The sequence below is a fragment of the Nocardiopsis sinuspersici genome, from assembly GCF_001998325.1.
Lineage (GTDB): Bacteria > Actinomycetota > Actinomycetes > Streptosporangiales > Streptosporangiaceae > Nocardiopsis > Nocardiopsis sinuspersici.
The window spans coordinates 4,931,489-4,948,569 of record NZ_MCOK01000001.1 but is presented as its reverse complement, the minus strand read 5'-3'; the positions used below and the strand labels follow the sequence as shown (position 1 = coordinate 4,948,569).

Annotated in this window: 13 protein-coding genes, 1 rRNA gene and 1 pseudogene; 10 read left to right on the top strand and 5 right to left on the bottom strand. The window is 71.6% G+C overall.

Annotated elements, in window-relative coordinates:
- Window positions 1–6 precede the first annotated feature (6 nt).
- From NOSIN_RS21440 to NOSIN_RS27505, 3 genes are read left to right on the top strand one after another with little or no spacing between them, the layout of a single operon-like run.
- Window positions 7–312 carry a TadE family type IV pilus minor pilin gene (locus NOSIN_RS21440; protein WP_077692472.1) on the top strand — a complete coding sequence of 102 codons (306 nt, stop codon included), beginning with the start codon at window positions 7–9 and terminating at the stop codon, window positions 310–312.
- 4 nt (window positions 313–316) lie between these two features.
- Window positions 317–673, top strand: a complete 357-nt coding sequence (locus NOSIN_RS21435) for an Rv3654c family TadE-like protein (RefSeq protein WP_077692471.1) — start codon at window positions 317–319, stop codon at window positions 671–673.
- Window positions 670–1,197, top strand: coding sequence for a hypothetical protein (locus NOSIN_RS27505; RefSeq protein ID WP_193371949.1), 528 nt, complete (start codon window positions 670–672; stop codon window positions 1,195–1,197). The genes NOSIN_RS21435 and NOSIN_RS27505 overlap by 4 nt, the downstream gene beginning before the upstream one ends.
- 86 nt (window positions 1,198–1,283) lie before the next feature.
- On the opposite strand, the gene NOSIN_RS21425 is transcribed toward NOSIN_RS27505, so the two are convergent.
- From NOSIN_RS21425 to NOSIN_RS21405, 5 genes are all read right to left on the bottom strand, one after another.
- Window positions 1,284–1,991 carry a type II secretion system F family protein gene (locus NOSIN_RS21425; RefSeq protein WP_077692470.1) on the bottom strand — a complete coding sequence of 236 codons (708 nt, stop codon included), beginning with the start codon at window positions 1,989–1,991 and terminating at the stop codon, window positions 1,284–1,286.
- Window positions 1,992–2,018: 27 nt separating this feature from the next.
- A complete protein-coding gene (locus NOSIN_RS21420; protein ID WP_077692469.1) occupies window positions 2,019–2,705 on the bottom strand; it encodes a type II secretion system F family protein in 687 nt (228 codons plus the stop codon).
- Window positions 2,690–3,841, bottom strand: coding sequence for a TadA family conjugal transfer-associated ATPase (locus tag NOSIN_RS21415; RefSeq protein ID WP_077692468.1), 1,152 nt, complete (start codon window positions 3,839–3,841; stop codon window positions 2,690–2,692). Before NOSIN_RS21415 ends, NOSIN_RS21420 begins: the two co-directional genes overlap by 16 nt.
- A complete protein-coding gene (gene ssd, locus NOSIN_RS21410; protein ID WP_077692467.1) occupies window positions 3,838–4,902 on the bottom strand; it encodes a septum site-determining protein Ssd in 1,065 nt (354 codons plus the stop codon). Before ssd ends, NOSIN_RS21415 begins: the two co-directional genes overlap by 4 nt.
- 1,013 nt (window positions 4,903–5,915) lie before the next feature.
- Window positions 5,916–6,728 (bottom strand): Fic family protein, encoded by an 813-nt coding sequence (locus NOSIN_RS21405; protein ID WP_077692466.1) that lies wholly within the window; start codon window positions 6,726–6,728, stop codon window positions 5,916–5,918.
- Between the two features lie 198 nt (window positions 6,729–6,926).
- On the opposite strand from NOSIN_RS21405, the gene acs reads away from it, so the two are divergent.
- The 7 genes and pseudogenes from acs (at window position 6,927) to NOSIN_RS21375 (ending at window position 16,992) form a co-directional block, all read left to right on the top strand.
- Complete coding sequence (acs, locus tag NOSIN_RS21400) at window positions 6,927–8,897, top strand: acetate--CoA ligase (protein ID WP_077692465.1); 1,971 nt, start codon at window positions 6,927–6,929, stop codon at window positions 8,895–8,897.
- Between the two features lie 228 nt (window positions 8,898–9,125).
- Window positions 9,126–9,611 (top strand): phage holin family protein, encoded by a 486-nt coding sequence (locus NOSIN_RS21395; protein ID WP_077692464.1) that lies wholly within the window; start codon window positions 9,126–9,128, stop codon window positions 9,609–9,611.
- 8 nt (window positions 9,612–9,619) lie between these two features.
- Window positions 9,620–10,471: pseudogene (locus tag NOSIN_RS27890) on the top strand (alpha/beta fold hydrolase); the annotation flags it as partial.
- A gap of 96 nt (window positions 10,472–10,567) precedes the next feature.
- Window positions 10,568–11,110 carry a DUF309 domain-containing protein gene (locus tag NOSIN_RS27885; protein WP_227015205.1) on the top strand — a complete coding sequence of 181 codons (543 nt, stop codon included), beginning with the start codon at window positions 10,568–10,570 and terminating at the stop codon, window positions 11,108–11,110.
- 584 nt (window positions 11,111–11,694) lie between these two features.
- Window positions 11,695–14,112 carry a sodium-translocating pyrophosphatase gene (locus tag NOSIN_RS21385; protein WP_077692462.1) on the top strand — a complete coding sequence of 806 codons (2,418 nt, stop codon included), beginning with the start codon at window positions 11,695–11,697 and terminating at the stop codon, window positions 14,110–14,112.
- Window positions 14,113–14,352: 240 nt separating this feature from the next.
- Window positions 14,353–14,838 (top strand): SixA phosphatase family protein, encoded by a 486-nt coding sequence (locus NOSIN_RS21380; RefSeq protein WP_077692461.1) that lies wholly within the window; start codon window positions 14,353–14,355, stop codon window positions 14,836–14,838.
- A gap of 622 nt (window positions 14,839–15,460) precedes the next feature.
- Window positions 15,461–16,992 (top strand): 16S ribosomal RNA (locus NOSIN_RS21375).
- The last annotated feature ends 89 nt before the right edge of the window (window positions 16,993–17,081 follow it).

Sequence of the window (17,081 nt, the reverse complement as noted above, 5' to 3'; positions counted from 1 at the left end):
GCGGCGATGACGCTGCCCTCCCTGCTGCTGGTCCTGGGCGTGGCCCTCGGAGCGGTCGGGGCGGCGTCGGCCGAGCTCTCCTGCGCCGACGCCGCGCGTGTGGGGGCGCGGGCCCTGGCCCGGGGCGAACACCACGACCGGGTCCGCGCCCTGGCCCTGTCCGCCGCACCCGAGGGCGCGGACGTCCACCTGTCCGAGGACGGGGGCATGGCCCGCGTCACCGTACGGGCCCGGCCCCGCATCGGCCCCCTGTCCGCCCTTCCGCTGGAGGTGGACGGCAGCGCCGCCGTCCCCCTCGAACCCGGGAGCTGACCCCGTGCGCTCCGACTCCGGCTCCGCCACCGTCTGGTGGACCGCCCTGGGCGCACTGCTCTGGTTCGCCACCCTCGCCGTCCTCGCGACGGCCACGGCACGGCTCGACAGGGACCGCGCCACCGCCGCCGCCGATCTCGCCGCCCTCGCGGCCGCCGCCCGGGCCGTCCACGGAACGGAACAAGCCTGTGCGCGGGCCCGGGACACCGCCGAGGCCAACGGGGCCTCCCTCCGGTCCTGCGTCCTCACCGGCTCCACCGCCGAGGTGGTGGTCTCGGTCCCCTCCTCCCTCATCGACCGGTCCGTCACGGCGCGCGCCCGCGCGGGACCGGCCGCACTCTCCCACGAGGAAGTGGAATGAGCCCCGCACCCGTCTCCACGCTGATGTGCGCCCTCCTGCTGTGCGGCCCCGCCCAACCCGGGGGCGGGCCGTCCCCCTGCGCCGCCGCGGCCGCCTCACCCACCGCCGACCCCGGGGATCCGAAGCCGTGCGCCACCCCGTCCGCGCGCTCCCGCGACTCCCGGCCGTCCGAGCCACCGGGTGGGGCCGCCCGCCACACGGCGGCCGCACCGCCACCCGTCGACGGGCCGGTGGCCCACCGCACGGCGGCGGCTCCGGGCCCGGTCGACACCGCGTTCCGGATCGTCGGCAACGTCTCCACCGGCATCCTGCTGGTGCTGTGCGTCGCCGTACTGGCCATGCGCCTGTCCGTCGGGTGGCCGCGCTTCCCCACCCCGTACGAGGGGCGGCGGCGCCGGGCCTCCTCCCCGGGGCGTCCTCCTCCTTCGCCGAGCCCGAGTCCGAGTCCGAATCCGAGGCTGATCCCGAGCCCGAGCCCAGGCCCAGCGGGGATACGAGGGGCGGCGGCGCCGGGTCCCGGGTAGCCGGGTCTCCTGGCCGGGGAGGCGCTTCTCCCGCGTCGGACCCGCGCCCGGTGCTCTGGTCCGGACCGGCCGGCCAGAGCACGGGCTCAGCCGCCCAGGGCCCGGGACAGGAGTTCGGCGGCCATCGGGACGATCCCGATCAGCACGAACGCGGGCAGGAAGCACAGTCCCAGAGGCGCCACCACCAGCACGCCCAGCCGCTCCACCCGGGCCGTCCCCCGGGCACGCAGGGCCCGGCGCAGGTCGGCCACGTGCCGGTCCAGCAGGTCCGCGACCGGCGCCCCCGTGTCCGCGGCCCGCGCCAGGTCGCGTCCCACCGCGACCAGGGGCTCGGGGAGCGCCGGACTCCGCCACGCCCCGACGGGGTCCGCACCCAGGCGCAACTGCTCGGCCACCGCCGACAGCTCCTCCCCCAGCCTTCCCCGCGCCGCGCGGGAGACCGCCGTGAGGCAGACGGGCACCGTCGCCCCCGAGCGGATGCCCGCGGCGAGCAGACCGATCACCACGGGCAGGTCGGCGGTCACCGGAAGCCGCTCGGTTCGGGCACCGGCCCCGCGGGCACGCACCCACAGGGCCGCGCACACCCCGGCCGCGAGGAGGCCTCCGAGCATCCCGAACAGGGCCGTCGCCACGGCGAGGGAGAAAGCGCCCGCCAGGGCCGGTCCCAACCGCCGGACCGGCGGACCCCCGCGCCGAGGCCCGGGGAGGGGCCGCCGCAGTCCGCGTGCCGGTCCCCCTCCCAGCAGCACCCACACACCGGCGGCTCCGAGCACCGCCGCGGCCGTCAGGAACATCCGTTCTTCCTTCCGTGGGGAAGCGGCTCAGGGGACGGCGGTCGCCGAGCGCACCATGCGCAGGGTCCACCAGGCGCCGAGGGCGTCCAGGGCCGCCCCGGACACCAGGCACGCCAGGCCCAGCGGCGTGGTGAACAGGAAAACCAGCGGCGAACCGCCCAGGCCGGAGGACATCAGCACGCCGGCGAGGGGCAGGCCGGTCAGCACGATCGCGGTGGTACGCGGGCCGCTGGTACGCGCGGCGGCCTCGGTGCGCTGCTCCTCCTGCGCGGTGAGGTTCTCCGCCAGCGCGTCCACCACCTCGGCCAGGCCCGCCCCGGTGTCGGCGGCCACCTCCCAGCACACCGCCAGGTAGGCCAGCGCCCACAGGTCGGGGTCGCGGTCGGCCTCGCGGCGCAACGACTCCGCGTCGGCCACCGCGCCCACCGGGGGACCCGCCTCGGTGACGGAGATCCGCAGGGCCTCCTCCGGCGGCTGACCGGCGCGCAGCTCGGCGGCCAGGACCCGGCACAGCACCACCACCGCGCGGCGGCGCCCGGCGCCCTCACCGGAGCGGGCCGACAGTGCTCTCCACCCCACCCGCCGCCGCACCCGGAACCGGGGACGGGGCCGGACCAGTACGGTCTCCAACCGGTTCCGCGACGTTCCGGGGACCAAGCACAGCAGCACCAGTGCCGCGACGCAGACCGTCAGCGCGGTCACCACCGGCGCCACCCGCCGCCCAGCCGGGCCACCACCTCCTCGGCGCCCGGGTGGTCCCGGCGGACGCCGTCGGGGCCGAAGGACACCGCGGGCACCGCGCACACCAGCCCGACCGGATCACGGCGCAGCACCCGCAGTTCGGCCAGGCGCCGGCTCCCGGCGTCCCGCACCAGGTGCACGACCAGGGCCCGTGTGGCGGCCAGTTGGCTGTGCACCGCCGCCCGGTCCAGTCCGGCACCGCATCCCAGCGCCTCCACCCGCGCGGGCACGTCACCGGCGCCGTTGGCGTGCAGGGTGCCGGCGCCTCCCTCGTGGCCCGTGTTCATGGCCCCCAGGAGGGACACGATCTCCGGCCCGCGCGCCTCGCCCACCACCAACCGGTCCGGGCGCATCCGCAGCGCCTGCCGGACCAGGACCTCCAGGGAGACCTCGCCGCTGCCCTCGATGTTGGCCGGGCGGGTCTGGAGCCGGACCACGTGCGGGTGGTCGGGCCGCAGTTCGGGGGAGTCCTCGGCCAGCACGATCCGCTCACCCGGGTCCACCAGGGACAGCAGGCTGGACAGGAGGGTCGTCTTGCCCGTGCCCGTTCCCCCGCTCACCAGGAACGGAACCCGGGCCGCCACCAGGGCCCGGAGCAGGGCCGCCCCGCCCGGGGTCACCGTCCCCCGCCCGGCGAGGTCCTCCAGGGTGAACACCCGTCGGGGCGGCAGCCGCAGGGACACACAGGTACCGGCGGTCGCCACCGGCGGCAGCACCGCGTGCAGCCGGGCACCGTTCGGCAACCGGGCGTCCACGTACGGCACGGCCGCGTCCAGCCGCCGCCCCGCCTGCGCCGCCAGTCTCTGGGCCAGCCGGCGCACCTCGTCCGCCGACTCGAACCGCACCCCCGCCCGGCGCAGGCCGCCGCCGTCGTCGACCCACACCTCGTCGGGGCCGTTGACGAGGATGTCGGTGACCCCGGAGGCCATGAGCTCCTCCAGCGGCCCCGTCCCGGCCAGGTCGGCGGCCAGGCTGCGGGTCATGGACAGCACCTCGGTGTCGCCCAGCAGACCTCCCTCCGCGCGCAGGGCCGCCGCCACGCTCGACGGGCTCACCGGTACACCGGAGGCCACCAGGCGGTTGCGCACGGCCTCCACCAGCGCGCTCACCGGACCTTCTCCGACGAGGGGAGGCCCGACACGACCCGGTCGGCGAACCGGGCCAGGGGCGAGCGGGGGTGTCGGGCGGGCACGTCCCCCGCGGCCAGCGACCTCGCCAGCCCAGGCTCGGGCGGCAGGTCGGCGCCCAGGTCCACCCGCAGCGTGTGCGCCACCACGTCGGCGCTCAACTCGCCCCGGGCGCCCCTCACCACCAGCCGCACGGCCCGCGCCTCGTCCCGCAGCCGGGAGAGCACCCTGGTCGCCGCCACCACCGACGGCACGTCCGCCGGGACCACCAGCAGCACCAGGTCGGAGCGGTTCAGGAACACGGTCGTGGCGGGGTCGAAGGAACGGGGCAGGTCGGCCACCACCAGGTCGGTGCCCTCCCTCGCCGAGGACAGGACCGCGCGTGCCGCGCCGACCGGCAGCGGCCCCGTCGGCTCCCGCTCGTGCGTCCAGGTGAGCACCGACACCCGGGGAGTGCCCGGAAGCCCGGCGCTCAGGTCGCGCCAGCGGACCCGGCCGCTCCGGTTCAACAGGTCCTCCCAGCCGGTCCGCCGCCTGCCGGGGGAGGGGTCGTGGTCGCAGCCGAGGTAGAGGTCGGGACCGCACCCGAGCGGGTCGGCGTCCAGCAGGGCGGTGGAGCGCCCGGTCCGCCCGCCGGCCAGGGCGAGGGCGACCGCCACCATGCTGGCTCCGGCGCCTCCCCGGCCCCCGACCACGGACACCGTGGGCGCCGGTGCCCTGGCGGGCGTCGCCGCCCTCGCGATCAGGTCCACCAGCACGGACTCGTCCCGGGGCAGCAGGAGGAGGCGGGACCCCTCGGCGGCCGTGGCACGCGGATCGCGGGACACGACCACGTGGCGGCCCGCCGGGGGGTCCGCGTCGCGCAGGGCCGCGTGCAGGTCGGCGCCGACCACGGCGAGCGGGGCGCGCGGCCACAGGCTCAGCGCCCGGTCGGGGGTGCGGGCGACGGTGACCTCGGTGGAGGCCGCGGTGGCCAGCCTGAGGAGGTCGTCGAGGAGGAGGGGGTCGGCGGTCGCGAGCAGGGGCCGGTGCTGGACGTCCATGGGACCTTCCGGATCGGGGGCCTTCCTCGACCTTCGCCGATCCGGGGGAACAGGAGAAGCCCCGTTCCGAAGCTGTGGACAACTCCGGCGGGGCTCGGATCCGCGGGGTCCGGGGGGACCTGGACGCGGTGGTTCGGGTGCGGGTCCACCTGGCGGGCGGGGCGCGTACACGGGGGCGGGTACGCGCCCCGGCCCGACAGGCGGTAGGAGCGGACGCGGGGCTCAGCCTGCGCGGGGGACGAAGGCGAGCACGCGGTTTCCGGTCCCGGGGGGTCGGACCGGGTCCGCTCTCCGGTGAGGGCCTGCGGGGAGAGGCTCCCCGAGACCGCCGAAAGACCAGACTCGCGCCGTTCTCCGAAGTGGAGGCCTCCGCCGGATGCGCGAAATGGGAGCACGTGCGGCGGGCCGCGAAGCGGCGCCGGCGAACCCTTCCGGGGAACGACGGCACAGACGGTACCACGTGATGTTACGTATGGGTTCGGGAATCCGGGGGGAAAGCTTCGGTCAACCGTCTTTTCGGAACCGGAGGCACCGGCGTAGAAAGAAAGCAGTTGGTGGCTTCGGAACCACCACGACGCGCCGACCGGGAACCCACGCGCCACTTGGCCATGTAAGGCCCGTCCAGGCCGGACGACCCGACGGGTCGCCTGGTCGGACTAGGAACGCGGACGCCTGCTAACCCGGTGGAACGCGTCGGAGACGGCGCCCCGCGAGACAGAACGGGGCGTCGTCCCGTTTGTGTGCGCGGACCTGTCGCAATGCGGGCCCGTCGCAATGCCGCGCCATTCGCACACCGGAAAGCGTAACCGAAACGATACCTTTTGCCGTCGCGGTTCGCTGTACGGGAAGTGAATGGCTTCCCGCCTTTTCGGAAGGCACGCGGTCGCCCCCGGCAAAGGCGGTACTCCGGCGAACGCGGTGCCCGCCGCCGCGTTCCGCGCACACCCGCACGCGTCCGCACACCCGCACGCGTCCGCACACCCGCACGCGTCCGCACATCCGTACGCGTCCGCTCAGCCGCGCTTGAGGGCCTCGCAGGTGGCCAGCGAGTCCTGCGCACCGGCGCGGACCGCGCGGCAGCAGTACACGACCCACTCGGCCACGCCCTCCGGTGTGCCGCCCATGTACCCGCGCAGCGCCGGGCCGTACTCGTCCCGCAGCATCTGGTGCCCCAGCTCGGACGGCACCAGCGACTTCGGGTCCAGGCCCCGCTCCACCAGGGTCAGCCGCTCCGCCGCGCGCGCCACCAGGCCGTCGCCCCAGCCGAACGGCCGGACGGACATCAGCTCGCCGTGCACCAGGGCCGACATCACCAGCGCGGGGACCGACGTCCGGACGCCCAGCAGCGAGTACAGGCCCTCCAGCCGGGCCAGCGCCGTCTCCGGGGCCGGGGCCGGGCCGAGCTCCAGCGGGTCCTCGACCCGCTCACCGGCGATCCGCGGGCGGCCCAGCGCGTCATCGGACACCGCGTCCGCCGCGGCGAGGGTGTGCAGCCGGGCCAGCGCCTGGCGCGGCGCCTTCGGCCAGGTGCCCACCAGGCTCCCCAGCTCTCCGGACACCCGCAGCGCGCCCTTGATGCGCGTGTCGTACACGTGCCCCTCGCGGATCTCGTCGATCGAGACCTCGGCGCCCTCCAGCGCGGCCGACGCGCACGCGCCGCGCAGGGCGGACTCCATGGACACGTCGCTGCTGCGGCGGCGCAGGATGCGGTGCCCCAGCAGGCGGTCGACCAGGGTCCGTGTGTCGGCGACCGCATCCGCCACACCGGGCAGTTCGGCGATCCGGGCCAGCGGGTCGGACGCGGAGGCAGAAGTCGATTGGCTCACGGGAGACAACACTACGTGCCGGTAACACCGGCCGCCTCCACCGGCGCCGCGGGACCGCTCGTCGCCGGCGGGCGACCGCTCACCGTCCGTTCGTCGCGCGTCCGAAGGTCCCCGCCGCTGTACGTCGGCCCGGTTGTTCACGCGGTCTCGCACCACATGATTAATTGGGTGTGAACAGCCTACGTAAGGAGAATCACAGTGGCCGACAGCACTCCCCCGAGCCAGGAGACACTGTCCAACCTTCTCCACGAGACGCGCAGCTTCCCTCCGCCGGAGGACCTCGCCGCGAACGCCAACGTGAAGGCCGACGCCTACGCCAGGGCGGATGAGGACCGTCTCGCCTTCTGGGAGGAGCAGGCTCGCAGGCTGCAGTGGGACCAGCCCTGGGACACGGCCCTGGAGTGGAACCCGCCCTACGCCAAGTGGTTCGTCGGCGGCAAGCTCAACGCCGCCGTCAACTGCGTGGACCGCCACGTGGCCAACGGCCTGGGTGAGCGGGTCGCCTACTACTGGGAGGGCGAGCCCGGCGACACACGCACCATCACCTACGCCGAGCTCAAGGACATGGTGTCCCAGGCCGCCAACGCCATGACCGAGCTCGGCGTCGGCAAGGGCGACCGCGTCGCCATCTACATGCCGATGATCCCCGAGACCGTCGTGGCCATGCTCGCCTGCGCCCGCATCGGCGCCGTCCACATGGTCGTGTTCGGCGGCTTCTCCGTGGACGCGCTCGGCCAGCGCCTGGACGACAGCCAGGCCAAGCTCGTCGTCACCGCCGACGGCGGCTACCGCCGCGGCAAGCCGAGCGCCCTCAAGCCCGCCGTGGACGGCGCGGTCGCCGACCGCCCCGCGGTCGAGAAGGTCCTCGTCGTCCGGCGCACCGGCCAGGACGTCGAGTGGACCGACCGCGACGTGTGGTGGCACGACGTCGTGGAGTCCCAGAGCACCGAGCACACCCCGGAGGCGCACGACGCCGAGGACCCGCTGTACATCATGTACACCAGCGGCACCACGGCCAAGCCCAAGGGCATCCTGCACACCACCGGCGGCTACCTCACCCAGACCTCCTACACGCACTGGGCGGTCTTCGACCTCAAGCCCGAGACCGACGTCTACTGGTGCGCCGCCGACATCGGCTGGGTGACCGGCCACTCCTACATCGTGTACGGCCCGCTCTCCAACGCGGCCACCACGGTCCTGTACGAGGGCACCCCGGACACCCCGCACAAGGGCCGCTTCTGGGAGATCATCGAGAAGTACAAGGTCTCGATCGCCTACATGGCGCCCACGGCGATCCGCACCTTCATGAAGTGGGGCGACGACATCCCCGCCGGGTTCGACCTGTCCAGCCTGCGCGTCATCGGGTCGGTGGGCGAGCCCATCAACCCCGAGGCCTACATGTGGTACCGCAAGAACATCGGCGGTGACCGCGCGCCGGTCGTGGACACCTGGTGGCAGACCGAGACCGGCGCCATCATGGTCAGCCCCCTGCCGGGCGTGACCTCCGGCAAGCCGGGCGCCGCCATGCGGGCCATTCCCGGCATCGTCGCCGACGTCGTGGACGAGGAGGGCAACTCCGTCCCCGACGGCGGGGGCGGCTTCATCGTCATCCGCGAGCCGTGGCCGTCCATGCTCCGCGGCATCTGGGGCGACCCCGAGCGTTACGAGAACACCTACTGGTCGCGCTTCGAGGGCCTGTACTTCCCCGGCGACGGTGCGAAGAAGGACGAGGACGGCGACATGTGGCTGCTGGGCCGCGTGGACGACGTCATGCTCGTCTCCGGCCACAACCTCTCCACCACCGAGGTCGAGTCCGCGCTGGTCTCGCACCCGCGCGTGGCCGAGGCCGCGGTCGTCGGCGCCGCCGACAAGCTCACCGGGCAGGCCATCGTCGGCTTCGTGATCCTGCGCGGCGGCGGGGACGAGGTCCCCGAGGACCTGGTCCAGGAACTGCGCAACCACGTCGGCACCTCGCTCGGACCGATCGCCAAGCCCGCGCGGCTCCTGGCGGTACCCGAGCTGCCCAAGACCCGCTCCGGCAAGATCATGCGGCGCCTGCTGCGCGACATCGCCGAGAACCGGGCCATCGGCGACACCTCCACGCTGACCGACTCCTCGATCATGGAGGTCATCGCCAAGCAGCTGCCCTCCGCCAAGCACGGGGACTGACCGGGCGGCCGGTCGGACCACCCACCGCACGGGACGCGCTCCCGACCGACGGCGCCCCGGCCACGAGCCGGGGCGCCGTTCCCCGTCCACCCACCCGCCCCGTACTCACCCGTGTGACCAAACCCGGCGCCGTCGTTGTGCGTGCCGTGAGAGGCACGCGAGACGGGGTATGTGCGAGGATGCGGAGGATCATGCGCGCGTTCGGACCGAGAGAAGGGAACCCCCACGATGGCGGACAAGCCGGGTACCGGTGAACCTGGCGCTACCAGGGACACCGACCGCTCCATCAGCGAACTGGTCTCAGACGCCACGGGCAACATCTCCCGGATCGTGAACCTGGAGATCCGGCTGGCCAAGATGGAGGCCAAGGCCGACGCGGTCCGGATCGGCAAGGGCATCGCCGGCTTCGCGATCGTCGCGGTCCTCGCCCACATCTTCGTCATCCTTCTCTCGGTGACCGTCGCCTTCGCCCTGCACGAGGTGTTCGAGCTGCCCGCGTGGGCCTGCCTCGGCATCGTCACGCTCGCCTACCTGCTGCTCATCGTGGCCTTCGGGCTGTTCGCCCTCGTCAACTTCCGCAAGCGGCAGGGCCTGCGGCGCACCACGCTGACCGCCTCCCGCCTCACCGGCATCCTGCGCGGCGACATCCGCCCGCCCGGGGACACCGTCTCCACCGACGGCTCCACCAGGGTGTCCGCCCCCGTGACGCGGTAGCTCCGTACGTGTTGGACGACTCGGCCGCCTACGTCGACGGCCCCTGGACCCACAGAACCGTCGGCGCCGCGGGCGCGCGCTTCCACGTCGCCGAGGCCGGTGAGGGGCCGCTCGTGCTCCTCCTGCACGGCTTCCCCCAGTTCTGGTGGGCCTGGCGCTCCCAGCTGACCGCGCTCGCCGCCGCCGGATACCGCGTGGTCGCCGTCGACATGCGCGGCTACGGGGCCAGCGACAAGACCCCCCGCGGCTACGACCTCGTCACCCTCGCCCAGGACGCCGCCGGCCTGGTCCGGGCGCTCGGCTCGCGGGACGCGGCCGTGGTGGGGCACGGTGTGGGCGGCCTCGTCGGATGGACCATGGCCGTCTACCACCCGGGTGTCGTGCGCGCCCTGGCCGCGGTGTCGTCTCCGCACCCGCGCGGCGCCGCGCGGGTGCTGGCCTCCGGGGGGCCGGGCGTCCGCCACATGCTCAAGGCCCAGTTGCCCGTCCTTCCCGAGCACCGGCTCCTGACCGACGGGTGCGTGCGCCTGGGCGACCTGCTGCGGGAGTGGTCCGGCCCCGGCTGGCCGGACCCCGAGGCCGAGGAGCGCTACCGCCGCGCCTTCTCCATCCCGAAGGTCTCCCACTGCTCCCTGGAGTTCCACCGCTGGATCTTCCGGTCGCGGTGGCGCGCGGACGGCCTCCGCTACAACGCCAGGATGCGCGCGCCCGTGCGCGTGCCCGTCCTCCAGGTCCACGGGGCCCTCGACCCGGTCTGCCCGCCCGAGGCGGCACGCGCCTCGCGGCGCGCGGTCGCGGGGGCCTACCGTTGGAGTCGGATTCCGGGTGCGGGACACTTTCCGCACGAGGAACGTCCCGAGGAGGTCTCCCGCGCGCTCGTGGAGTGGCTGGCGGAGATCTCCCCGGAGAGGCGGACGGAGCCCTCGGGGGAGAGGGAGAACGGCGGTGAGGCACTGATGGCGACGGAGCCCGCGAGCGGGAGCACCGGGCAGGTTTCCGACGACCGGGGACGGACCGGCGGCCGGGACCGCAACGTCACCGGGCAGGCGCAGAACCAGCGTCCCCGGGACCGCTACGGGCGGCCGCTGCCGCACGGGAGCGAGGGCGAGGTCGAGCGGGTTCCCGACGACGCCGTGTTCTCCGCCGCCGAGGGCCTGGAGGAGGCCCAGCGCCTGCTCGACGGAGGGTACGCCTTCACCGCCCACGAGGTCCTCGAAGCCGTGTGGAAGTCCTCGCCCGACCCCGAGCGGGAGCTGTGGCGCGGCCTCGCCCAGACGGCCGTGGGCATCACCCACGCCCAGCGCGGCAACATGGTCGGCGCCGCACGCCTGCTGAGGCGGGGCGCGGACCGCGTGGAGCCGTTCGGACCGGACGCCCCGCACGGGGTGGACGTGGCCGGTGTCGCGGCGTTCGCCCGTGCGCTGGCCGACGACCTGGACGCCGGACGCGCCCGGCCGGGTGAGGGCATCGACCCCTCGGGGATGCGCCTGCTCGGGTGACCGGGGGCGTGTTCACCGAACACGCTCCGAGGGCGGCCGCCCCGCCGCCGGCTCCTCGCCGCCGGGCCCCTCCCGCCTGCTGCGACCGCGGTGCTCCCTGTGGCCAGTGGAGCGTATGTGGCCAACGGTGCTCATTCCTGATTTATGGCGTTATGTAACATTTAGCGTTAACATCGTGTTATTGCATTATGCGATGTTATGTAAGTCAGATACTACTGATAAAGGCATTTATCCTCTTCTTGAGATCACCGGAAGATCACATCTTCGGACTGTCTCGAAGAAATCCCGGACCGGCTCTCATCTTTTTTCGGTGCCGTGCGTAGAATCCCCGGATCACCGCCTGTGAGTACATGGCACGGGCGGTACGCACCACAACCAAAGGTGGCACCGCTTCGACCCCGCCAAGCGTGCCGTCGGGCCAGCTCAGGCTCCTTCCGGACGGCGGTACGTCCGCAGCCGCGCAACGGAACCGGCGCCCACGTGGCGAACCGTTCCACGCGTTTTCTGGTGGACGGGGCCGAAAAGGTCGTGCCCGTCTCAAGGAGGACGGATTGTCTGGGCTCAACCTCGCCGCTGAAAGCGGCATGGCCCTATCACTGGCAGGCACCGACTTCACCCTCGTCATCATCGTCATGGTGGTGGCGCTTCTGGCGCTCGCCGTGGCGGGAGTGCTGGTACGTGAGGTCCTCGCCGCAGAGCAGGGCACAGAGCGAATGCAGAACATCGCGGTCGCGGTGCAGGAAGGAGCGGCGGCCTACCTCAAACGACAGTTCCGGACCCTCGCGGTCTTCGTCGTCCTCATCCCGTTCCTGCTGCTCATGCTCCCCGCCGACTCCTGGGCCATCGCCATCGGCCGGTCGGTCTTCTTCGCCCTCGGCGCCCTGCTGTCGTCGGCGACCGGCTTCATCGGCATGTGGCTCGCCGTGCGCGGCAACGTCCGGGTAGCGGCGGCCGCCCGGGGAGGTGACGACGCCGCCAACCGCACCGCCATGCGCATCGCCTTCCGCACCGGTGGTGTGGCGGGCATGATCACCGTCGGCCTCGGCCTGTTCGGCGCGGCCGCCGTCGTCCTCCTCTACCGGGGCGACGCACCCATCGTCCTGGAGGGCTTCGGCTTCGGCGCGGCCCTCCTCGCCATGTTCATGCGTGTGGGCGGCGGCATCTTCACCAAGGCCGCCGACGTCGGCGCCGACCTCGTCGGCAAGGTCGAGCAGGGCATCCCCGAGGACGACCCCCGCAACGCGGCCACCATCGCCGACAACGTCGGCGACAACGTGGGCGACTGCGCCGGCATGGCCGCGGACCTCTTCGAGTCCTACGCGGTCGTGCTCGTGGCCTCGCTGATCCTGGGCCGGGTCGCCTTCGGCACCGAGGGCCTGGTCTTCCCGCTCCTGGTCCCCATGATCGGCGTGCTCACCGCCATGATCGGCATCTTCCTGGTCGCTCCCCGCAACCGGGACAAGACGGCGATGACGGCGATCAACCGCGGCTTCTTCATCTCCGCGGGGATCTCCGCACTGCTCGTCGTCGGTACCTCCTTCTGGTACCTGCCCGCCGGCTTCGACGGGCTGTCCGGCGTCAGCCCGGATGTCCTGGCCGAGATCGAGGCGGCCGGAACCGACCCGAACCCGAGGTTCATCGCCATCGCCGCGGTCCTCATCGGCCTGGTGCTCGCCGCCGCCATCCAACTGCTCACCGGCTACTTCACCGAGACCGACCGGCGCCCCGTCCGCGACATCGGCGCGAGCTCCGAGACCGGTGCCGCGACCGTCATCCTCTCCGGCATCTCCGTCGGCCTGGAGTCGGCCGTCTACTCCGCACTGCTCATCGCGGGCGCCGTCTACGCCGCGTTCCTGCTCGGGGGCGGCTCCATCACCCTGAGCCTGTTCGCCGTGGCCCTCGCCGGAACCGGTCTGCTCACCACCGTCGGCATCATCGTGGCGATGGACACCTTCGGCCCGGTCGCCGACAACGCCCAGGGCATCGCGGAGATGTCCGGCGACGTGGAGGGCGGGGGCGCGGACATCCTCACCGGGCTCGACGCCGTCGGCAACACCACCAAGGCGATCACCAAGGGCATCGCCATCGCCACCGCGGTCCTGGCCGCGACCGCCCTGTTCGGCGCCTTCCGCACCTCGGTGCAGGCACAGCTCGGGGACACCGACGTGTTCTCGCTCTCGCTGGACCGGCCCGACGTGCTCGTCGGCGTCATCATCGGCGCCAGCGCGGTGTTCTTCTTCTCCGGCCTGGCCATCACGGCGGTCGGCCGCGCGGCCGGTCGCGTGGTGCTGGAGGTGCGCGACCAGTTCCGCACCCGTCCGGGGATCATGGACGGCACGGAGAAGCCCGAGTACGCGCGGGTGGTCGACATCTGCACGAAGGACTCCCTGCGGGAGCTGGTCACCCCGGGCCTGCTGGCGGTCCTCGCGCCGATCGCGGTCGGCTTCGCCCTGGGCTACGCGCCGCTGGGCGCGTTCCTCGGCGGCGCCATCGCCGCCGGTGTGCTCATGGCGGTCTTCCTCGCCAACTCCGGCGGTGCCTGGGACAACGCCAAGAAGCTCGTCGAGGACGGCCACCACGGCGGCAAGGGCTCGGACGCACACGAGGCCACGATCATCGGTGACACGGTCGGCGACCCCTTCAAGGACACCGCCGGCCCCGCGATCAACCCGCTGCTCAAGGTCATGAACCTCGTCGCGCTGATCGTGGCGCCCAGCGTGGTGATCTACGCGGACAACGTCGCTCTCCGGGCGGGAGTGACCGCGGTGGCCGTGGGCGTGCTCGTCGGCGCGGTCCTGTGGTCCAAGAGCCGCGGCTCGGGCACCGAGACCGACCTCGCCGAGACCGGTGGCGCGTCCGCTCCCAAGGGCGCCCCCGAGTCCGGCGGCGGTGCCACCCCGCAGGGGGAGGTCTCCCAGAAGGGGGACACCGGTGCGAAGGAGGGCACCGCCACCGACGCGGACGACCGCCGGGAGGAGGCCCGCGCCGGAGACGGCAAGTAGGGGAGGCCACGAGGCCGGGAAGCGGCCGTCCGGGAACCCCGGGCGGCCGCTTCCGTGCGTGCGAGCGCGTCTAACCTGGGGGCCACGGGGACGAGCCAGCACACGCGCTGGGTCGTGTCGGCAACCGAAGGAGTGGTGCCCGGTGTCCGGGATGAAGGGACTGTTCGTCATCGTGGCGATCATGGTGGGATTCATCGGCGCGCTCGCCGTCGTCGCGACGAGCCTGGCCTCGTGAGCGGGATGAACGGCACGCGCACACTGCTGCTCATGCGGCACGCCAAGGCCGAGAACGGGCACGGGATCCAGGACTTCGACCGCTCCCTCACGGACCGGGGCCGGAGCCAGGCGGAGGCGGTCGGGCGCCTGCTCGCCGAGCGGGGGTACGCGCCGGACCACGTGGTCTGCTCCGCGGCCAGGCGCGCCAGGCAGACCCTGGACGGGGTACTGGGTGCGATGGACCCGGCGCCGCGACCGGAGGTGGACTACTCCGAGGCCGCCTACCCGGCGGACGTGGACACGCTCCTGGAACTGGTGAACCAGGTCGACGCCGACGCGGAGACCGTCCTGGTCGTGGGACACAACCCGACGGTGGCACAGTTGGCGGCGTCCTTCGTGGGCGGTGAGGCCCTGGCGGCCTACGCGCCGGCCACGGTCGCGGCCGTCGAGCTGGAGGTGGAGTGGCTGTACGCCGCACCGGGCACCGGCACGGGAAGACTGCTGAACTAAGGCGGCCAACTGGTGTGACACACGTCACACGGGATCGAGTTGCCAGACCGGTGGGTGCGGAGTAGTGTTCTCCGAGTCGCCTCCGACCGGCCCAAGGCCGCGAGGGGTCGCGGCACCTCCTCCGAGCGAAGCGAACGCGGTCACCGCGGGCGTGCCGGATGTCCCCCGGGATATGGCGGAACCTCTTTTGAGGATCCGGGTTCCGGGAACCTCCTCCGAAACACACCGGTTCGAGCACTGCTTTCGGGCCGGTAAGCTCGGAGGGCGCCTCCACGGAAACGCGGAAGCGAAACGGGCTTTACCCCGATCAGGAACACACAAACCGCCGGTTTGGCGGAATGCGGAACACCTGATAAAGTGAAGACACAACAAAGCGGAAACGCACAACAGCGCCTTCCACGGAAAAGCGACAGGTTCCCTGAGGAACCGGGCTTGTACGGGATGAGCGGTTGTTTCTTGAGAACTCAACAGCGCGTGTTTGATTTTCTTTAAGCCATGTTTGTTTTGGCCCCACCACACTTCGGTGTGGAGGGTTCCTTTGATGAACCGGGGCAACCCGGTTGGTCAGGATTACTTCTAGGTTTACCCGCCCAGGCCTCGCGCCGGGCAGGGTTGAGTGACCTTTATGGAGAGTTTGATCCTGGCTCAGGACGAACGCTGGCGGCGTGCTTAACACATGCAAGTCGAGCGGTAAGGCCCTTCGGGGTACACGAGCGGCGAACGGGTGAGTAACACGTGAGCAACCTGCCCCTGACTCCGGGATAAGCGGTGGAAACGCCGTCTAATACCGGATACGACCCATGGTCTCCTGACCGTGGGTGGAAAGTTTTTCGGTCGGGGATGGGCTCGCGGCCTATCAGCTTGTTGGTGGGGTAACAGCCTACCAAGGCGATTACGGGTAGCCGGCCTGAGAGGGCGACCGGCCACACTGGGACTGAGACACGGCCCAGACTCCTACGGGAGGCAGCAGTGGGGAATATTGCGCAATGGGCGAAAGCCTGACGCAGCGACGCCGCGTGGGGGATGACGGCCTTCGGGTTGTAAACCTCTTTTACCACCAACGCAGGCTCCCGGTTCTCTGGGGGTTGACGGTAGGTGGGGAATAAGGACCGGCTAACTACGTGCCAGCAGCCGCGGTAATACGTAGGGTCCGAGCGTTGTCCGGAATTATTGGGCGTAAAGAGCTCGTAGGCGGCGTGTCGCGTCTGCTGTGAAAGACCGGGGCTTAACCCCGGTTCTGCAGTGGATACGGGCATGCTAGAGGTAGGTAGGGGAGACTGGAATTCCTGGTGTAGCGGTGAAATGCGCAGATATCAGGAGGAACACCGGTGGCGAAGGCGGGTCTCTGGGCCTTACCTGACGCTGAGGAGCGAAAGCATGGGGAGCGAACAGGATTAGATACCCTGGTAGTCCATGCCGTAAACGTTGGGCGCTAGGTGTGGGGACTTTCCACGGTTTCCGCGCCGTAGCTAACGCATTAAGCGCCCCGCCTGGGGAGTACGGCCGCAAGGCTAAAACTCAAAGGAATTGACGGGGGCCCGCACAAGCGGCGGAGCATGTTGCTTAATTCGACGCAACGCGAAGAACCTTACCAAGGTTTGACATCACCCGTGGACCTGCAGAGATGTGGGGTCATTTAGTTGGCGGGTGACAGGTGGTGCATGGCTGTCGTCAGCTCGTGTCGTGAGATGTTGGGTTAAGTCCCGCAACGAGCGCAACCCTTATTCCATGTTGCCAGCACGTAATGGTGGGGACTCATGGGAGACTGCCGGGGTCAACTCGGAGGAAGGTGGGGATGACGTCAAGTCATCATGCCCCTTATGTCTTGGGCTGCAAACATGCTACAATGGCCGGTACAATGGGCGTGCGATGCCGCAAGGTGGAGCGAATCCCTAAAAGCCGGTCTCAGTTCGGATTGGGGTCTGCAACTCGACCCCATGAAGGTGGAGTCGCTAGTAATCGCGGATCAGCAACGCCGCGGTGAATACGTTCCCGGGCCTTGTACACACCGCCCGTCACGTCATGAAAGTCGGCAACACCCGAAACTTGCGGCCTAACCCTTCGGGGAGGGAGTGAGTGAAGGTGGGGCTGGCGATTGGGACGAAGTCGTAACAAGGTAGCCGTACCGGAAGGTGCGGCTGGATCACCTCCTTTCTAAGGAGTCTTTTGCAGGCCGACTGTTTCCTATGGTCGGCCGGACTCAAAAGTGGACCCGTCACCCTCTGGGGTGCTCGGGAGTGGCT